This window comes from Luteibacter sp. KNZ12-1A (assembly GCF_056755675.1).
In genome coordinates this window covers 47,778-65,790 of record NZ_JBPGXU010000008.1, presented here as the reverse complement: position 1 = coordinate 65,790, position 18,013 = coordinate 47,778, and the positions used below count along the sequence as shown (strand labels likewise).

Genomic DNA, 18,013 nt, shown 5'->3' with positions numbered 1-18,013 from the left:
TGGGTACTTCGTAACTAGGTATTTCGTGTCTGCGTAGCTGGCGGCTATCGGTCCGCCAGCAGTTTCTTTGCTTTCTCGATGTCCTTCTTCTGGGTCGATTTGTCGCCGCCACACAGCAAAAGGTAGATCGTGTCGCCATCCCTGACGTAATAAACGCGGTATCCCGGGCCGTGGTCGATCCGCATCTCCGAAATCCCGTCGAAGTGCTTTGCGTCACCTGCATTCCCTGCAACCAAACGCTTGATGCGAACGATCACTTTCGCCCTCGCAACCTGATCCTTCAGGCTGCGAAGCCAGTCCGTAAACTCGTCTGTCTGGATCACCGTGTTCATGGGCATAGTGTCTCCAATTGGAGACACTTTTGCAAGGAACGGTCATACCCTGGGCGTCTCCACCAAGACCCGCCTGGAAGTCGGGCGGGAGGATATGTGCTTGCTGTGCTTGAAGGGTGTGATCGGTGGCGGAATATGGAATCCGGCCAAGCCAAGAATGGCTTCATATGGTGACCCCGGCCCGATTCGAACGGGCGACCTTCCCCTTAGGAGGGGGACGCTCTATCCAGCTGAGCTACGGGGCCAAGGATGTGAGGATACCGGAGGCGGTCGGGAGACAAAAGACGAGACCGGGGACATTCCGGCGCCCCGACGCCTAAGCTCATGACGGATCGCGGAAACCGCAGCTGCGCCTACACCGTTGTCGCTATAGCCGCGGACGCCATCCTGTGCATTAAATCCTGGCACTCCCGCAGGAAGGAACGTCGGTGAAGCAGGTCGCGCCCGCCACCCATATCTATGGCGCCTACGGTGAAATCGGGATGGTGGGCCAGATGGCACGCTCCGCGTACGCGGGACAGCTCGCCGAACCAGGCACCGGCGATTACGTACTCGGCCATCGCCTGTTTTCGCCGGTTCTGCGACGTTTCCTCAATCCCGATCCCATCAGCCCCTTCGATGACGGCGGCTTGAATCGCTACGCTTATTGTGGCGGCGACCCGATCAACCGCACCGACCCCAGCGGTAACGCGTGGTGGGACCAGGTCGTCGCAGGCCTGGGCATGAACGGTGGTTTCAGCGGGCAGGTGGAAAGACGGCAGAGCCCCACGGGCGCCGTCTCCACGGTGATGCCGGCGACCGCTGCCGTACTCGATGTGGTCACCGTCGCGGCCGAGATCGGAACACCGGTTTCGATTTCGGCAGGGGTCAGGAAATCCCCTGCTGTCTCTGGTTGGCTCGGAGTGGCCGCCAGCATCACTCCCGGTGGCGTCGCCCTGACGGCGAAGCCTCCCGCGACATCGGTGCGCTATGTGGGTCGGGGACAAAGAGGGCCGCAGGACGCGGATTTACCTCGCTACAACATCGAAGTCGTTCCGGCCGATGAGCGTCCACCTCATAAGTCTCGGCGTTCCGGACCGACAGGGCAACTGGTATTGAAGACACATTGGTTCGTGACGACCGATCCGCTCGAACCCGGAAATACCCACTGGGGCGCGGATACGCCCGTCACCTCGAGGAGTCTTCTCAGTCCTTTGCGAAAAATAGGAAGGATACCCATCGCCGATGGACCTAGAGATGTCTATCTCTACAGCGGCGTCCATGGCGACATACAAGGCGAAAACTGGGCCAATCAACGACGATTGCATGCAGATAGCAGGCTCTACCAATTGGACGTCGATGATTACTCCTTATTCCAGCGCCACCTACCAGGCCGCAATCTATCCATCGAACACATCGGTGGCATCACGTTCGATGAAATGATCGAAAAGATCTCGCGACCAGGCATCCATCTTCATGGCTACTGCTTCGGCGCGATAGACAACCTGATGCTCGACCTTCTCTGCGCCGATCCGGTTCCCGTCTATCTGAGACATTGAGCACGCACATGTCCACCGCTGAAAAGGAACGGAGCGCGGCATGGCCTGGAAGCCACCCATGAGTCGCATATACGGCGCTTTCGGCGACAGCGCGGCGACGGGACAGCACGCGCACAGCGCCTACACCGGAGCATGCGCGGAGTCCGGCACCGGCGCCTATGCACTCGGTAGTCGCCTGTATTCCCCGGTACTGCGACGTTTCCTCAATCCCGATCCCATCAGCCCCTTCGATGACGGCGGCTTGAATCGCTACGCTTATTGCGGCGGCGACCCGATCAACCGCACCGACCCCAGCGGTAACGCGTGGTGGGACTGGGTCGTCGCAGGCCTGGGCATGAACGGTGGTTTCAGCGGGCAGGTGGAGAGACGGCAGAGCCCTACGGGCGCCATCTCCATGGTGATGCCGGCGACCGCTGCCGTACTCGATGTGGTCACCGTCGCGGCCGAGATCGGAACACCGGTTTCGATTTCGGCAGGGGCCAGGAAATCCCCTGCTGTCTTTGGTTGGCTCGGAGTGGCCGCCGGCATCACTCCCGGTGGCGTCGCCCTGACGGCGAAGCCTCCCGCGACATCGGTGCGCTATGTGGGTCGGGGACAAAGAGGGCCGCAGGACGCGGATTTACCGCGCTACAACATCGAAGTCGTTCCGGCCAATCAGCGTCCAGCTCATAAATTTCGGCGTTCCGCGCGGACAGGGCAACCGGTACTGAAGACACATTGGATCGTGCGGCCCGATCCGCTCGATCCCGGAAATACCCACTGGGGCGCGGATACGCCCGTCAACTCCATGAGTCTTTTCAGCCCCCTGCGAAAAATAAGACGCATGCCCATCGTCGATGGACGTAGAAATGTCTATCTCTACAGCGGCGTCCATGGCAGCAAACAAGGCAAAAACTGGGCCAATCAACGACGGTTGCATGCGGAAAGCACGTTCTACCATGCCGACGTCGGTCATCACTCCGCATTCCAGCGCTACCTTCCGGGCCGCAATCTCTCCATCGAGGACATCGGTGGCATCACGTTCGATGAAATGATCGAAAAGATCTCGCGACCAGGCATCCATCTTCATGGCTACTGCTTCGGCGCGGTAGACCGCCTGATGCTCGACCTTCTCTGCGCCGATCCGGTTCCCGTCTATCTGAGACATTGAGCACGCATATGTCCACCGCTGAAAATGTCCGATGGGCCACCACTTATCGGCTGTCATTGCCGACCGGCCCCGGCATGGGCGGGATGCGCGCCGGCCGTTTCGCATCGCTCCCGAAAGGACGCCAGACACCGTCGGCACCCTCGATCCCTATGGTGGCGTCGCCTCCTTCGGTGGCCGCCCGGTTCACGGCCGCGAGCAGGGCATCGAAACGGCTGGCAAAACGGGATAGCACCTCCCCGTCGAGACACACGGTCCATGAGTGGCTTTCGTCGGGATGGTAGGGAATCTCATAGATTCGGGACATGGGGCCACCCGCCTGGTGAAGAAAGTCAAAGCCAGCATGGACTTGCGCCGGTGATCGCAGGGTCTTCATAACCTCGCCGGGCAACGACGCCCCGCAGACATCCTTCCGCGCCGCACAACGGGGGGTGAAGGGAGCGTTTGCTAGAATCGCCGTTTTACCCTTCTCCATGGAGAGCCTCATGTCCGGCAAGATCCTCGCAGCGCTCGGCCTCGCCGCCAACGAATCCGGTACCTACCTCGGCCGTGGCGAATGGGCCGCCACCACGGGCGCCGGCACGCTGTCGCCGACCAATCCGGCCACGGGCGAGGTGATCGCGACGGTGCAGGCCACCAGCGCCGCCGATTACGAAACGATCGTGCAGCGCGCCCAGGAGGCCTTCGCGGTCTGGCGCACGACCCCCGCCCCGCGCCGTGGCGAAGCCGTCCGCCTGTGCGGTGAGGCGTTACGCAGGCACAAGGACGCCCTGGGTTCGCTGGTCGCCCTGGAAATGGGCAAGATCAAGCCCGAGGGCGACGGCGAAGTGCAGGAGATGATCGACATCGCGGATTTCGCGGTCGGCCAGAGTCGCATGCTCTACGGCAACACCATGCATTCCGAGCGCCCCGGCCACCGCATGTACGAGCAGTGGCATCCGATCGGCCTCGTGGGCATCGTCAGCGCGTTCAACTTTCCGGTCGCCGTCTGGGCGTGGAACGCCTTCCTCGCCGCGATCTGTGGCGACATCTGCATCTGGAAGCCGTCGCTGAAGACGCCGCTCTCGGCCATCGCCACGATGAAGATCTGCAACGAGGCGCTGAAGGAGGCCGGCTTCCCGGACATCTTCTTCCTCTTCAACGATGCCGGCACCGACCTCGCGCAGGTCTTCGTCGATGACAAACGCATCCCGCTGATCAGCTTCACCGGCTCGACCAAGGTCGGCCGCATCGTCGGCGAGCGCGTGGCGAAGCGCATGGGTCGCAGCCTGCTCGAACTCGGCGGTAACAACGCGATCATCCTCGACAAGTCGGCCGACCTGAAGCTCGCCATCCCGGCCATCGTGTTCGGCGCCGTCGGTACCGCTGGCCAGCGCTGCACCAGCACCCGCCGCGTGCTGGTGCATTCCTCGATCCACGACACCGTGGTCGACACGCTGGTCAAGGCCTACGGGCAGGTCGAGCAGAAGATCGGCGACCCCACGCTTCCCACCACGCTAATGGGGCCGCTGAACAGCCCGGAGGCCGTGCAGGCGTATCTCGCCGCCATCGAACGGGCCAAGGCCGCCGGCGGCACCGTGCGCACGGGCGGCAAGGCGCTCACCGATCGCAAGGGCAACTTCGTGCTGCCGACGATCGTCACGGGCCTGAAGAACTCCGACGAGGTCGTGCAAACGGAAACCTTCGCGCCGATCCTCTACGTGATGCCCTTCGACACCCTCGACGAGGCCATCGCCGAACAGAATGCCGTGCCGCAAGGCCTGTCCTCGGCGATCTTCACGCAGGACCTGAAGGCGGCCGAGCAGTATCTTTCGGCGTCGGGCTCGGATTGCGGCATCGCCAATGTCAATATCGGCACCTCGGGCGCGGAGATCGGCGGCGCCTTCGGTGGCGAGAAGGAAACCGGCGGTGGTCGCGAATCGGGCTCGGATGCCTGGAAGGTGTACATGCGCCGCCAGACCAACACCATCAACTACTCGGACGCGCTGCCGCTGGCCCAGGGCATCAAGTTCGAGTTCTGACCGAACGGATATGAGGCCATGACCGACCTTCGCTCCACGGAACGTTTTTCCGACCGCGTAGAGGACTACGTCCGCTATCGCCCGGACTACCCCCCGGCGCTGGTCGAGTGGTTGCATGGCCTCGGCGTCCATACCGACTGGGCCGTCGCCGATATCGGCGCGGGCACGGGCATCTCGAGCAAGCTGTTCCTCGACGCCGGACATCGCGTGACCGCCGTCGAACCGAACGCGGCGATGCGCGCGGCCGCCGAACGCTGGCTCGGTGGCGAAGAACGGTTCCGGGCCGTGGATGGCACCGCCGAGGCAACGGGCTTGCCCGACGGCTCGGTCGACCTCGTCATCGCCGCGCAGGCGTTTCACTGGTTCGACAAGGAACGGGTGCGCGAGGAATTCGCGCGCATCCTGCCTTCGCGCGGCCTGGTCGCCGTGTTCTGGAACAGTCGCCGGCTGTCGGGCACGCCGTTCCTGGAAGGTTACGAGCGGCTGCTGCACGAATACGGCGTCGATTACATCAGCATCGCGGAGCGCTACGCCGACGACGAGAGCATGGCGCGCTGGTTCGCCCATGGCTATCGCGGCATGGCGTCGTTCCCGCATGGCCAGAAGCTCGACTACGATGGACTCCTGGGCCGCCTGATGTCGTCGTCGTACGCACCCAAGCCCGGGCATCCCAACCACGAGCCGATGCTGTTCGCGTTGCGCTCGCTGTTCGACACGACCCAGACCGATGGCACGGTCGACTACGATTACGACACCCGCGTCTTCGCGGGCCACCCGGACGCCTGATGTACGAACTGATCCGCCCCCTGCTCTTCGCACTGGATGCCGAGACCGCGCATGGCCTGACCCTGTACGCCGCCGATGTCGCGCAGCGCAGCGGTATCTCGGGCTGGATCGCGAAGCCACCCTCGGACCTGCCGGTACGCGCCTTCGGTATCGATTTCCCCAATCCGGTGGGACTCGCCGCAGGCCTGGACAAGAATGGCGCGCACCTCGACGGCCTCGCCGCGCTGGGCTTCGGCTTCGTGGAGATCGGCACGGTCACGCCGCGCCCGCAGGCGGGTAACGACAAACCACGCATGTTCCGCCTGCCGCGGCACGAGGCGATCATCAACCGGCTCGGCTTCAACAACGAAGGTATCGACGCGCTGGTGCGCAACGTGCACAAGGCGTCGTTCCGCGGCGTGCTCGGCATCAACATCGGCAAGAACAAGGACACGCCGAACGAGCGTGCCATCGACGATTACCTCGCCTGCCTGGAACGCGCGTATCCGCTGGCCACCTACATCACCGTGAATATCTCCTCGCCGAACACGCAAGGACTGCGCGATCTCCAGGAAGAGGAAACCCTGCGCCGTTTCATCGGGACGCTGCGCGATGCACAGGAGCGGTTGGCGAGCCAGCATGGCAAGCGCAAGCCGATGCTGCTCAAGATCGCACCGGACCTGTCGGACACCGAACTGGACGCCATGGCGGATGTGCTGCTCGCTTCCGGCATCGACGGCGTGATCTGCACCAACACGACGATCGAACGCACCGAGGTCGCAGGCGATCCCAACGCCCACGAAACCGGCGGCTTGTCCGGCCGGCCGCTGTTCGCCCGGTCCACCGCCGTGCTGCGCGGCATGCATGCGCGCCTCGGGGGCAAGCTTCCCCTGGTGGGCGTGGGCGGCATCCTCGACGGCGACAGCGCCGCCGGAAAGATCGAGGCCGGCGCCACGCTGGTGCAGCTCTACTCCGGCCTCGTCTATCGCGGCCCCGGACTGATCGCCGAGGCCGTCGCCGAGATCCGGCGCCAGGGGCTCGTGGCATGAACAACGCGCCTGTCGACATGGGCGGGTTCAGCCTCGCCAGCGATGCGCCGCTCGGCGGCCGCAACACGCTGCGCGTGGATGCACGCGCGAAACTGCTCGCGGAGGTGCGCGATCCGGCGAAGATTCCCGAATTGCTGGCGTATCCCGCCGTGAAGGAAGGCAAGGTCCTCGTACTCGGCGAAGGCAGCAACCTGCTCATCAAGGGGGATTTCGACGGTACCGTCCTGGCGATGGCCACGCGGGGCGTCGAGACCTTCCAGCGCGACGATCGCGTGCTGGTACGCGTGGCGGCGGGGGAACGCTGGGACGACTTCGTACGCTGGTCGCTCGGCCAGGGCTACGCGGGCCTGGAAAACCTGATCCTCATTCCCGGCACCGTCGGCGCCTCGCCGATCCAGAACATCGGCGCCTACGGTGTCGAAGTGGCGGAATTCATCGATACCGTGGAAGCCTGGGACACGCATGCGGGCGAGTTCGTCGTGCTCGACAAGGCCGCTTGCGCGTTCTCGTACCGCGATTCCAGCTTCAAGCAGCAGCCGGGCCGGTGGATCGTCGTGGCGGTGACCTTCTCCCTTCCGCGTGAACGCCCGCTCTCGCTCGACTACGCAGGCATCCGCGAGGAAGTGGCGAAGATGGGCATCGAGCGCGCCACGCCGTATCACGTGGCCGAGGCGGTCGTGCGCCTGCGGTCGCGCAAGTTGCCCGATCCGGCGGTGATCGGAAACGCCGGCAGCTTCTTCAAGAACCCGATCGTCGGCGCGGCGAAGGCCGAGGCGCTCGTCCTCGCCCATCCGGGCCTGCCTGTGTGGCCACACGCCGGAGGCACGGCGAAGATCTCCGCCGGCTGGCTGATCGAGGCGGCCGGCTTCAAGGGCCAGCGCGACGGCGACGCGGGCATGTCGAACCGGCACGCCCTGGTGCTGGTGAACCACGGCAAGGCGACCGGCCCGCAGCTCTGGGCCTTCGCCCAGAAGGTGATCGCCGGGGTCGAGGGCATGTTCGGCGTGACACTGGAACCCGAACCGCTGGTGGTCTGAGCATCGTGGCGCGTGTCATGAGGGTGTAAGAGCCCCGTCATACCCTCGCACGGGCGGCGTACCATGAGGGCGTCGCGATCCGCGACGAGGACGCCACCCTGGATACGATGACCCCGCCCAACGAGTCGATCGCCCCCGCGAAGAGCGCCACCGCCAGGACGGCGCCGCCACCGGATGTCGCGGAGATCGACCTCAACGATTCCAGTCTCTACGTCCACCGCGAGCTATCGCAGCTACAGTTCAACATCCGCGTGCTCGACCAGGCGCTGGATGAGTCCAAGCCACTCATCGAGCGGCTCAAGTTCCTGCTGATCTTCTCGTCGAACATGGATGAATTCTTCGAGATCCGCGTGGCCGGCCTGAAGCAGCAGATCGCTTTCGACCATGAAATGATCGGCGCCGACGGCATTCCACCGCGCCGCGTCCTGGCCGAGATATCGGAACTGGCGCACCGCCAGATCGAGCGCCAGTACGCGATCCTCAACGAGAAAATCCTCCCCGCGCTGGCGGACGAAGGCATCCGCATCGTCCGCCGCAACCAGTGGACGCATAAACAGAAGCTCTGGGTGCGCCGCTACTTCCGCCACGAGGTGGCGCCGCTGGTCACGCCGATCGGCCTCGATCCGACGCACCCCTTCCCGCGCCTGGTGAACAAGAGCCTGAACTTCATCGTCCAGCTGGAAGGCACCGATGCCTTCGGCCGCGATTCGGGCCTCGCGATCGTACCGGCGCCGCGCATCCTGCCGCGCCTCATCCGCCTGCCCGGGGAAGTCTGCGAAGGTGGCGACAACTACGTGCTGCTCTCGTCGATCATCCACGCGCATGCCGACGATCTCTTCCCCGGCATGCGCGTGCTGGGCTCGTATCAGTTCCGCCTCACCCGCAACGCGGACCTGACCATCGACCCGGAGGATGTCGAAGATCTCGCGCGCACCTTGCGCGGTGAACTCTTCTCGCGCCGCTACGGTGACGCCGTGCGCCTGGAGGTGGCCGACAACTGTCCCAAGCCCCTCGTGGACTACCTGCTCAAGCAGTACTCGCTGGAAGCGGATTCGCTCTACGAGGTGAACGGCCCGGTGAACCTCGCGCGCCTGTTCGAGATGACCTTGCAACCGGCCTACGCGCGCCTGCAGTTTCCTGGTTTCGTACCCGCCCTGCCAAAGGCGCTGGCCGACGCGGAGGACATGTTCTCGGTGATCGGAAAGCAGGACATCCTGCTCCACCACCCCTTCGAATCGTTCTCGCCCGTGGTCGACTTCCTGCGCCAGGCGGCCAAGGACCCCCAGGTACTGACGATCAAGCAGACGCTCTACCGCAGCGGCGCCAACTCGGAGATCGTCGACGCCCTGGTGGAAGCGGCGCGATCGGGCAAGGAAGTCACCGCCGTGGTCGAACTGCGCGCGCGTTTCGACGAAGAATCCAACCTGACCCTGGCCTCGCGCCTGCAGCAGGCGGGCGCCGTGGTGACCTATGGCGTGGTGGGCGTGAAGACGCACGCGAAGCTGATGCTCGTGCAGCGCCGCGAGAACGGCAAGCTGGTGAGCTACGCCCATCTCGGCACCGGCAACTACCATTCGGGCAACGCGCGGCTGTACACCGACTACAGCCTGCTCACGTCCGACGAAGCCCTGTGCGACGACGTGCATCGCCTGTTCCGCCTGCTCACCGGCATGGGCAAGGCGCTGAAGATGAAGCGGATGCTCTACGCACCCTTCACGCTGAAGAAAGGCCTGCTCGACCTGATCGCGCGTGAAGCCGCGCACGCCGCCGCGGGCAAGAAGGCGGAGATCGTCTGCAAGATCAACGCGATCACCGATCCCAAGCTGATCCGCGCGCTCTACCGGGCGAGCCAGGCAGGCGTGAAGATCGAATTGATCGTTCGCGGCATGTGCTGCCTGCGCGCAGGCATCCCGGGGGTATCGCAGAATATCCGCGTGCGCTCCGTGGTGGGCCGCTTCCTCGAACACAGCCGCGTCTACTGGTTCCACAACGACGGCGAACCGGATCTCTACCTGGCCAGCGCCGACCTGATGGAACGCAATCTCGACCGCCGCGTCGAGACCTGCTTTCCCATCGAAGGCAAGAAGCTGCGCCAGCGGGTGCGGCGGGAACTGGAGTTCTACCTCACGGACAACCACTCGGCATGGGTCCAGCAGCCCGACGGGAGCTATGCCCTCCTGCAGCCGTCCCCCGGCCAACCGGTCCGCGACGCGCAGGCCCAGTTGCTGGAACGCTTCGGCGGCATAGCGGCACCCCAGCCCAGCTGAAACGCCCCCACGGAGCGGCTTCTCTGTGAGAGCCGCTTTTTTGTGGGGAGCCGCCTCTCCTGTGTGAACCACTTCACCTGTGTGAACTTATTCACCTGTGGGGAACCACTTCACCTGTGGGGACCACTTCTCCTGTGGGAGCCGCTTCAGCGGCGATGGGTGCTTGCCTCACCCTGGCCCGCTGCCGCGGGATCGCCGGCAAGCCGGCTCCCACAACGACACCTCTCACAACGACACCTCCCACGACAGCGGCTCCCACGACAGCAGCACCCACAACGGATACGCCCAACGGCCAGCGCGACAGCGGCCATGGACCACGGCAGAATGGTGCCGTATATGCGTACCGGCAACCGCCAGCACGGGTGGGTCCACCGTCTGTTCCAGGCGACGGTGCTGTGCGGCCTGCTTCTGGGCGGTACCGCCACCGCGACCACGCTCACGGCCAACTGGCGCGAGGTGCGTCCGGGCGACACTCCCGCCGACATCCTCCGCGAGGCGGCCCAGCGGCCCCTGCCCGCCTTCGACCCGGCGCGCATGCAGATCCTCCCCAACGCGCCCACCGGCACCTGGGTGATCTTACGCGGCCTGCCCCCCTGGACGACGGGCGAACGCGTGCTCAGCGTCGGCCATCCGGGCATGGGCGCGGTGTCGCTCTACGACGGCGACACGTTGGTGGCGACCACCTCGCTGGACGACTTCGGGCCACCCCTGCACGGTCACGGCCGGCTGATCTTCAACGTGCCCGCGTCGATTCCGGCGTCACGGCCACTCCTGCTGAAATTCGAGCCCACGGCACAACCGCCGGGCGCGGTGACGATATCGATCGACTCGTGGCCGGATTACCTCCGGGACGACGGCAGCTGGATGGTCTTCGCCACCGGATGTTTTGCCGTCATGCTGACCATGGCGCTGATGGCGCTGTGCTTCACGCTGATCCTGCGCGACATGACCTTCGGCTGGTATGCCGCGTACCTGATTTGTTATGCCTTGATCCAGGGCTTGCGCTCGGGCTTCGTTTTCCACCCGCTCGAATTGCAGTCGCTGGCCGGCATGGCCGACACTCTCGGCGCGGCGGTGACGGCACTGTCGGTGACCTTCGCGGCCCTGTTCATGCTGCGCTTCGCCAAGGTCGACGAATACGTGCCCTTGCTGCGCACGCCCGTCCTGGCCTTCGCGGTGGTGATGCCCTTGCTGATCGTGCTTCGCGCGACCGGCGTCGGCATGCTGGTGGGCATGGCCCAGCTGCTGTTACAACCCTTGGTGCTGCTCGGCGCGTTGCTCCTGCTCGTGGCCGGTGCCATCGCCGCCGTGCGCGGTTCGCGGCATGCCTGGTTTTTCCTGGCGGGCTGGACACCACTGCTCATCCTTACCGCGCTATGCGGCGCCCAACAGCAGGGCATGTTCGCGGGAGCGCCGTGGCTGCCGGATGCGGCGATCGCGGTGGGCGCCTTCGAGGCCATCGTGTTGTCGATCGGCTTGTCCGACCGTGCGCTCACCATCCGCCACGATCGCGACCGCGCCCGCCAGCTTGCGGACAGCGATCCATTGACGGGACTGCTCAACCGTCGCGCCTGGACCGATGCGGCGACGGGTGTGCTGGAACAGGGGGCCTCGCGTCCCATCGCCGTGCTGTTCTTCGACCTGGATCACTTCAAGGAACTCAACGACCGGCACGGCCACGCCACCGGCGACCGAGCCCTGGTGGCCGTGGCGGCCGCCCTGCGTCATGAACTCAGGCCGCCCGACCTGCTCGGCCGCTACGGGGGTGAAGAGTTCGTGGCCTTGCTGCAAGGCGTGGACAGGGAAGATGCCATGCAGGTCGCGACGCGGTTGTGCCGGCGCGTGCATCGGCTCGACGTGCACGTGGGAGCGCAGGGATCGCTGTTGACGGTCTCGATCGGCGTGGCCATGCGCACGCCCGCGGATACCGTGCAATCACTGGTCGAGCGGGCGGACAAGGCGATGTACGCGGCGAAGCTCGCCGGGCGCAACCAGGCGATGTGCGCCGGCCACGCCGGACCGGTGCTGGTCCGCCGCAACGATATCGGAAAAGCCGCGAACTGAGGTTCGCCGTCTATCGCCTCAAGCCAGCCCGGCGGCCGCGGCCACGATATCGTCGTCGCCCGGCAACACCAGGAACGCCGCACCCGCCAGCGGCGTGAACGTATCGGCGCCCACGACACGGCGCAGCGGCACGTGCCCCAGCCCCGCCTCGACGATGGCGGTGATCACGCCCTCGCCCACGCCGGCACTCTTGCGCCCCTCGTCCACCACCAGGATACGTTTCGCACCCTTGGCCTGCCGGGCGATGAAGGCGTCGTTGAGCGGAACGAGCCAGCGCAGGTCCACCACGCGCACCTTCCATCCATGTTCCGCTTCGATACGTCGCGCCGCGCGCAGGCTCATCGGCACGCCGTTGCCGAAGGTGAAGACGACGAGGTCGTTCGCATCCTCCTCGTAAATCCGCCCCTCGCCCAGCGGCATCGCCTCGCCCGGTGACGGATAGGCGAATTGCCACTGGCCATCGCCAGCCTCGTAGAGGTCCTTGGTCATGTACAACGCGATCGGCTCGAGGAAAGCGGTGACCCGGCCGTCGACTTTCGCCAGGGCCGCCAGGGTTCGCAGCATCGTCGCGGCATCGTCACCGCGGCTCGGGCAACCCACCACGAACCCGGGGATGTCGCGCAACGCGGCGATCGAGTTGTCGTTGTGGAAATGGCCGCCGAAACCGCGCTGGTAGCCCAGGGAGGCCACCCGCATCAGCATCGGGTTGCGGTACTGCCCGTTGGAGAAGAACTGCAACGAGGCCGCTTCACCACGAATCTGGTCGCAGGCGTTGTGGAAGTACGCGAGATACTGGATCTCGGGCAACGGCAGCATGCCCATGTTGGCATAGCCCTGCGCAAGGCCGAGGATCATCGTCTCGTCGAGCAACGTGTTGAACACGCGGGTGTTGCGGAAGGCCTTGTGCAAGCCCTTGGTCACCGTGTACACGCCACCCTTCTGCGCCACGTCCTCGCCGAACAACAGGCTTTCCGGATACTTCGCCATGAGGTCGTGCAGGGCCTGGCCGATCTGGATGGCCAGGTGGCGTGGCGGTTGGTTTTCCGGAAGCTTGTCGGCGCCGCCGAACGCGCGCTCGCGCTCCGTCGCCTCCCCCATGCGCGCCGCTTCCGCACGAACGGCATCGGGCGTGTACGGGGCGAGTGGCGCCATGACGTCGGCCAGGCTGTCGAGCTTGGCGGTGCGATCGGCGACATCGGCCGCTTCGAAACAGCGCTTGCGAATCCCCTCGTAGAGCCCGAGCAGGCTCTCGGAATCGTAAAGGCCCGAGGCGAGCGCGATGGTCGCGCTGCGCAGTAGCGGATCGGTGGCTTCCAACGCCACCAGTTCCTCGACGGAACGCCACTCGATCTCGAAATCGGTGCCCGCGTGGCCCATCACCCGTGTCGTGACCAGGTGCAGGAAGGTCGGCCGGCGCGTGTTGCGGCAATGGGCGACGGCGCGTTCGACGTCCGCGTAACCGCCGGCGAGGTCGAGGCCGTCGGCGTGGAAGTAGTCGAGGTCCGCACGATGGCGGAAGTTGTTGGCCACCCACCCGCCCGGCGTCTTCACCGAGATACCGATGCCGTTGTCCTCGCACACGAAGAGCACGGGCGCGGGCAACTTCTGGTATGCGGTCCAGGCCGCCGCGTTGAACGCGGTCTGCGCCGTGGCGTGGTTCGACGACGCATCGCCGAACGAGCAGATCGCGATCGAGTCGCCCGGCACGGGCAAGGCGTGCCCGATACGCTTGGCCTGCTCGATGGCGACGGCGGTACCGAGCGCCTTGGGCAGGTGCGAGGCGATGGTCGAGGTCTGCGGGAGCACCCACAACGGCTTGCTTCCCCAGACCTTGTGGCGGCCGCCGGACGCGGGGTCCTCGCTGCTCGCGGCAAAGGACAAGGCCGAGTCCATCACCGGGTCCATGCCGGGCAGCTTGCGGAAACGCTCGGCCATGAAGCCGCCGCTGCGGTAGTGCAGGAAGGCGGGATCGGTGTGCCGGGTGGCCCGCGCGACCATCGCGTTGCCTTCGTGCCCGGACGAGCCGATCGTATAGAACACCTTGTTCTGCACACGCAGCACGCGCGCCATCAGGTCGAGGTGGCGACTGATCAGCTGCGATTCGAGCAGTTCGCGAAACCCACGCGCATCCAATGCGCTTCCGGGCAGCACCGGCTCGTCGTCATGCGGCGCACGGGCGGTGTCGCCTCGCCACGACTGCACGAACTCGACGAAATTCCGATCGACGATCTCGGCGCGGTTGAAACCCTTGTGACGGGCGGCGATGGCTTGCGGAGCGGACATGGGAAAGACTCGGGGAAGTGGGGATCAGGCGTGCATCGGCGAGAAACCGGGCTGCGCACGAACGCGGGCCAGCCAGTCGGTGACATTCGGCCAACGGGAGAGGTCGAAACCACCGTCGGCGGCGCAATGCGTATAGGCGAATAGCGCGATGTCGGCGACACCGAAGCCGCCCCCGCTGAAAAACGATTCGCTGGCGAGATGGTCTTCCATCACATCCAGCGCCCGCGCGCCGCGCTCAAGCAGCTGCGGCAACTCCCCGCGACGCGGATGGTCCCCGGGCAGCCATTTGCAGACGAAGCGCGCCACGGCCACGTACGGCTCGTGGCTGTATTGCTCGAAGAACATCCATTGCAGCGTGCGCGCACGCTCCCATGGGTCCGACGGCAGAAAGGCCGTACCTTCGGCGAGATAGCAAAGGATCGCGTTGGACTCGGCGAGGCGGCGGCCGTCCTCCAGCACGAGCAGGGGCACCTTGCCGTTCGGGTTCAACGCGAGGAATTCCGCGGTGCGCGTGGCGCCGGCGGTACTGTCGGTCTCGATCCAGCGATAGGGACGACCGAGCATGTCCAGCAGGTGTTGCAGCTTGTAGCAATTGCCCGATGCGCGCAGGCCATAGATGGTCGGCATGGAGGAATTGGAATGGGCCAAGGGATGTCCTCAGGGAAAGAAAGGAATCAACGACGGCGGGCGAGCCACTGTTCGCGGGTCTGCCCCCATAGATCGACGATGTCGTCCTCGAACGGTGGCGGCAAGGCACCCGGCCCTTGCCAGGTGGAACCGAGCTTCCTCGCGACGCCGATCGAGGCGAGGTTCCCCGGGTTGATCGAATGGATCACCTGGCTCCAGCCAAGGTTGGCGAATGCCCAGTCCATCGAGGCGGCCGCGCCTTCCGTCGCGTAGCCCTTGCCCCAGGTTTCCCGCAGCAGCCCCCAGCCGATCTCGTGGCCCGGCCAGCCTTCCGGCTGCCATGGGCCCAGTCGGCCCACCCAGCGTCCGCTGGCGCGTTCGATCACCGAGAACATGCCGAAACCCTCGATGCTCCAGCAACCGGCCATGGTCATGAAGTTGCGCCAGGCGATGGCGCGCGGCTGCGGACCGCCGAGGAAGCGGTTGACTTCAGGATCGGCCATGCATTCGGCCCAGGCGTCGAAATCCTCCGCCGCCGTGGGCCGGAGGATCAACCGGTCGGTTTCGATGACGGGCCCGTGCATGCCGGCGTCAGAACGCGTTGATGCCCGTGAGTTCACGGCCGACCACCAGCTGGTGGACGGTCTCGGTGCCCTCGTAGGTAATGACCGATTCCAGGTTCAGCGCATGGCGGATCGCCGAATGTTCCGTGGTGATGCCCGCGCCACCGAGGATGTCCCGGCAGTCGCGCGCGATGTCGAGGGCCATGCGGACGTTGTTCCATTTCGCCAGGGACACCTGGGTGGGCTGCAGGCGCCCGGCGTCCTTCAGGCGGCCCAGTTGCAGGGAGAGCAACTGGGCGGTCGTGATGCGGCGTGCCATGTCGGCCACCCGGATCTGCACGGCCTGGTTCGCCGCCAGCGGGCGGTTGAACAGCACGCGCTGCGCGGTGTAGTCGAGCACTTCCTTCAGGCAGGCCTGCGCGGCGCCGATCGGACCCCAGGTGATGCCGTAACGCGCCTGGTTGAGGCAACCCAGCGGTCCCTTCAGGCCCTTCACGTTGGGCAGCCGCGCACTGTCGGGCACGCGGACGTCGTCGAAGAACAGACCCGAGGTGACCGAGGCGCGCAGGCTCATCTTCTTGTGCACTTCCTGCGCGGCGAAGCCCTTGGTGTCCGTCGGCACGATGAAGCCCTGGATGCCTTCGTCGGTCTGCGCCCAGACGATCGCGATGTGGGCGAGGTTGCCATTGGTGATCCACATCTTGGCGCCGTTGATCACCCAGTCGCCGCCATCCCTGCGCGCGACCGTCTTCATGTTGGCCGGGTCGGAGCCGCCGTGCGGCTCGGTCAGGCCGAAGCAGCCGATGATCTCGCCCGCGGCCATCCGCGGCAGGTACTCGCGCTTCTGCTCTTCGGAACCGTAGGCGAAGATGGGATACATGCACAGCGAGCTCTGCACCGAGGCGAAGCTGCGCAGGCCCGAATCGCCCCGCTCCAGCTCCTGGCAGATCAGGCCGTAGCTCACCCCGTTCATGCCGGCGCAGCCGTATTCCTCCGGCAGCGTGGCGCCCAGGAGGCCCAGCGAGGCGATCTCCGGAACCAGCTCGGCGGGAAACCGGCCCTGGTCGAAGCAGTCGCCGATGATCGGAAGGACCTTTTCGTCGACGAAGCGTCCGACGGTGTCCTGGACCATGCGCTCTTCGTCGGTGAGCAGCGAGCGGACATCGTAGAGGTCGAGCGGATCGAGACGGTGGGCCATACGTGGGACTCTTGCCTGGGCAGCCGGAAAGCCCACGATTGTAGCCATGGCCGATGGCGGGGTCATGGCGGGCCGCAGCAATCGTGGGACCGGTTGCCGGAATCTCCACGCCGGAGGCGCCATAATGACCACCCTGCCCGCTCCCTGACGGACCGCCATGTTCAAAGGTGTGCTGCTCGGCTTCGCCTGTTACGCCGCCTATGCGTGGAGCGACGCCTTCGTCAAGTCGCTGGAAGGCAGCCTTCCCGCGTACGAGGCGGTGTTCTTCGGCGCGGTGCTGGCCATGGCCGCCTTTCCCTTCCTGAAGAAGCCCGGCGACCGCTGGAGCGAGATCGTCATATCGAAGATGCCCGGCCTGTGGCTGCTTCGCGCCACGGCGGGCGCCATCGGCAACGTGACCGCGGTCATGGCTTTCACCGCCCTGCCGATGGCCGAGGCCTTCTCGCTGATCTTCCTGCTGCCCATCTTCGTGACCATCCTCTCGGTGGTCTTCCTGCGCGAACACGTCGGCTGGCGGCGCTGGTCGGCGGTGATCGTGGGCTTCCTCGGCGTGCTGGTGGTGTTGCGGCCGGGCTTTCGTCACCTGGGCACGGGACACGTCGCGGCGATCATCTGCGGGATCACCGGCGCGCTGTCGATCATCGCGCTGCGCATGGCCGGCGCGACCGAGAAGCGCATCACGCTGTACGGCGCGGGCGTGATCGGGCCGATGATCGCGGGCTTCATCATGATGCTGCCGCACTTCGTCTGGCCGGACGCGCACCAGTGGTTCCTCGTGCTGGGCTATGGCCTGCTGGCCGCGGCGGGAGCGGTCCTGCTGATGCTCGCCACGCAGAATGCGCCGGCCAACCGCGTGGCGCCGACGCAATACAGCCAGATGCTATGGGCCATTCTCTTCGGCTACCTGCTGTTCCACGATCACCTGGACTGGCCGATGCTGGTCGGCATCGTGATGATCCTGGGCGCCGGCCTGTTCACCTTCGTGCGCGAAGAGAAGAAGACCGACTGGTGGCGCTGGACGAACATCGTCTGAAGCGACCTGGTGGGAGCCGCCCCTGTCGGCGATCCGGCGGCAGCCGGCCAGACAGCGGCCAGCACCCATCGCCGCTGAAGCGGCTCCCA

The 18,013-nt window shown here is 65.6% G+C and carries 15 protein-coding genes and 1 tRNA gene; 9 read left to right on the top strand and 7 right to left on the bottom strand.

Annotation, left to right across the window (positions count from 1 at the left end; all coding sequences use genetic code 11):
* Window positions 1–44: 44 nt before the first annotated feature.
* Both ACR9ZJ_RS03690 and ACR9ZJ_RS03685 read right to left on the bottom strand, forming a co-directional pair.
* Window positions 45–332 carry a type II toxin-antitoxin system RelE/ParE family toxin gene (locus ACR9ZJ_RS03690; RefSeq protein WP_481281045.1) on the bottom strand — a complete coding sequence of 96 codons (288 nt, stop codon included), beginning with the start codon at window positions 330–332 and terminating at the stop codon, window positions 45–47.
* Window positions 333–500: 168 nt separating this feature from the next.
* A tRNA-Arg gene (locus ACR9ZJ_RS03685) sits at window positions 501–577 on the bottom strand.
* Between the two features lie 183 nt (window positions 578–760).
* Here ACR9ZJ_RS03685 and ACR9ZJ_RS03680 point away from each other — a divergent pair.
* A complete protein-coding gene (locus ACR9ZJ_RS03680) occupies window positions 761–1,870 on the top strand; it encodes an RHS repeat-associated core domain-containing protein (protein ID WP_481286908.1) in 1,110 nt (369 codons plus the stop codon).
* 40 nt (window positions 1,871–1,910) lie between these two features.
* Entirely contained in the window at window positions 1,911–3,020 is a 1,110-nt protein-coding gene (locus tag ACR9ZJ_RS03675; RefSeq protein WP_481286907.1) for an RHS repeat-associated core domain-containing protein, read from the top strand.
* Window positions 3,021–3,063: 43 nt separating this feature from the next.
* On the opposite strand, the gene ACR9ZJ_RS03670 is transcribed toward ACR9ZJ_RS03675, so the two are convergent.
* On the bottom strand, window positions 3,064–3,492 hold the full coding sequence (locus ACR9ZJ_RS03670; RefSeq protein WP_481281048.1) for a hypothetical protein: 429 nt from the start codon (window positions 3,490–3,492) through the stop codon (window positions 3,064–3,066).
* Between the two features lie 10 nt (window positions 3,493–3,502).
* Here ACR9ZJ_RS03670 and amaB point away from each other — a divergent pair, with 10 nt between their 5' ends.
* From amaB to ACR9ZJ_RS03640, 6 genes are all read left to right on the top strand, one after another.
* Entirely contained in the window at window positions 3,503–5,038 is a 1,536-nt protein-coding gene (amaB, locus tag ACR9ZJ_RS03665; RefSeq protein ID WP_481286906.1) for an L-piperidine-6-carboxylate dehydrogenase, read from the top strand.
* 18 nt (window positions 5,039–5,056) lie between these two features.
* Window positions 5,057–5,824, top strand: coding sequence for a class I SAM-dependent methyltransferase (locus ACR9ZJ_RS03660; protein ID WP_481286905.1), 768 nt, complete (start codon window positions 5,057–5,059; stop codon window positions 5,822–5,824).
* Window positions 5,824–6,852, top strand: a complete 1,029-nt coding sequence (locus tag ACR9ZJ_RS03655; RefSeq protein ID WP_481286904.1) for a quinone-dependent dihydroorotate dehydrogenase — start codon at window positions 5,824–5,826, stop codon at window positions 6,850–6,852. Before ACR9ZJ_RS03660 ends, ACR9ZJ_RS03655 begins: the two co-directional genes overlap by 1 nt.
* Before the next feature lie 17 nt (window positions 6,853–6,869).
* On the top strand, window positions 6,870–7,889 hold the full coding sequence (gene murB / locus ACR9ZJ_RS03650; RefSeq protein ID WP_481286917.1) for a UDP-N-acetylmuramate dehydrogenase: 1,020 nt from the start codon (window positions 6,870–6,872) through the stop codon (window positions 7,887–7,889).
* Between the two features lie 107 nt (window positions 7,890–7,996).
* The gene (gene ppk1 / locus ACR9ZJ_RS03645) at window positions 7,997–10,156 is read left to right on the top strand and encodes a polyphosphate kinase 1 (protein ID WP_481286903.1); all 2,160 of its coding nucleotides are present in this window, start codon (window positions 7,997–7,999) and stop codon (window positions 10,154–10,156) included.
* 309 nt (window positions 10,157–10,465) lie between these two features.
* The gene (locus ACR9ZJ_RS03640) at window positions 10,466–12,220 is read left to right on the top strand and encodes a sensor domain-containing diguanylate cyclase (RefSeq protein WP_481286902.1); all 1,755 of its coding nucleotides are present in this window, start codon (window positions 10,466–10,468) and stop codon (window positions 12,218–12,220) included.
* An 18-nt stretch (window positions 12,221–12,238) separates the two neighbouring features.
* Here the strand turns inward: ACR9ZJ_RS03640 and ACR9ZJ_RS03635 are convergent, their stop codons facing one another.
* Genes ACR9ZJ_RS03635 through ACR9ZJ_RS03620 form a run of 4 tightly spaced genes read right to left on the bottom strand, consistent with a single transcriptional unit; the run spans window position 12,239 to window position 16,891 of the window.
* Window positions 12,239–14,503, bottom strand: coding sequence for a thiamine pyrophosphate-dependent enzyme (locus ACR9ZJ_RS03635; RefSeq protein ID WP_481286901.1), 2,265 nt, complete (start codon window positions 14,501–14,503; stop codon window positions 12,239–12,241).
* A 24-nt stretch (window positions 14,504–14,527) separates the two neighbouring features.
* Complete coding sequence (locus ACR9ZJ_RS03630) at window positions 14,528–15,130, bottom strand: glutathione S-transferase family protein (protein ID WP_481282715.1); 603 nt, start codon at window positions 15,128–15,130, stop codon at window positions 14,528–14,530.
* A gap of 47 nt (window positions 15,131–15,177) precedes the next feature.
* Window positions 15,178–15,714: a GNAT family N-acetyltransferase gene (locus ACR9ZJ_RS03625; protein WP_481286900.1), complete on the bottom strand. Its 537-nt coding sequence runs from the start codon at window positions 15,712–15,714 to the stop codon at window positions 15,178–15,180.
* Between the two features lie 7 nt (window positions 15,715–15,721).
* On the bottom strand, window positions 15,722–16,891 hold the full coding sequence (locus ACR9ZJ_RS03620; protein WP_481281056.1) for an acyl-CoA dehydrogenase family protein: 1,170 nt from the start codon (window positions 16,889–16,891) through the stop codon (window positions 15,722–15,724).
* A 157-nt stretch (window positions 16,892–17,048) separates the two neighbouring features.
* On the opposite strand from ACR9ZJ_RS03620, the gene ACR9ZJ_RS03615 reads away from it, so the two are divergent.
* Window positions 17,049–17,924, top strand: coding sequence for a DMT family transporter (locus ACR9ZJ_RS03615; RefSeq protein WP_481286899.1), 876 nt, complete (start codon window positions 17,049–17,051; stop codon window positions 17,922–17,924).
* Window positions 17,925–18,013 lie beyond the last annotated feature (89 nt).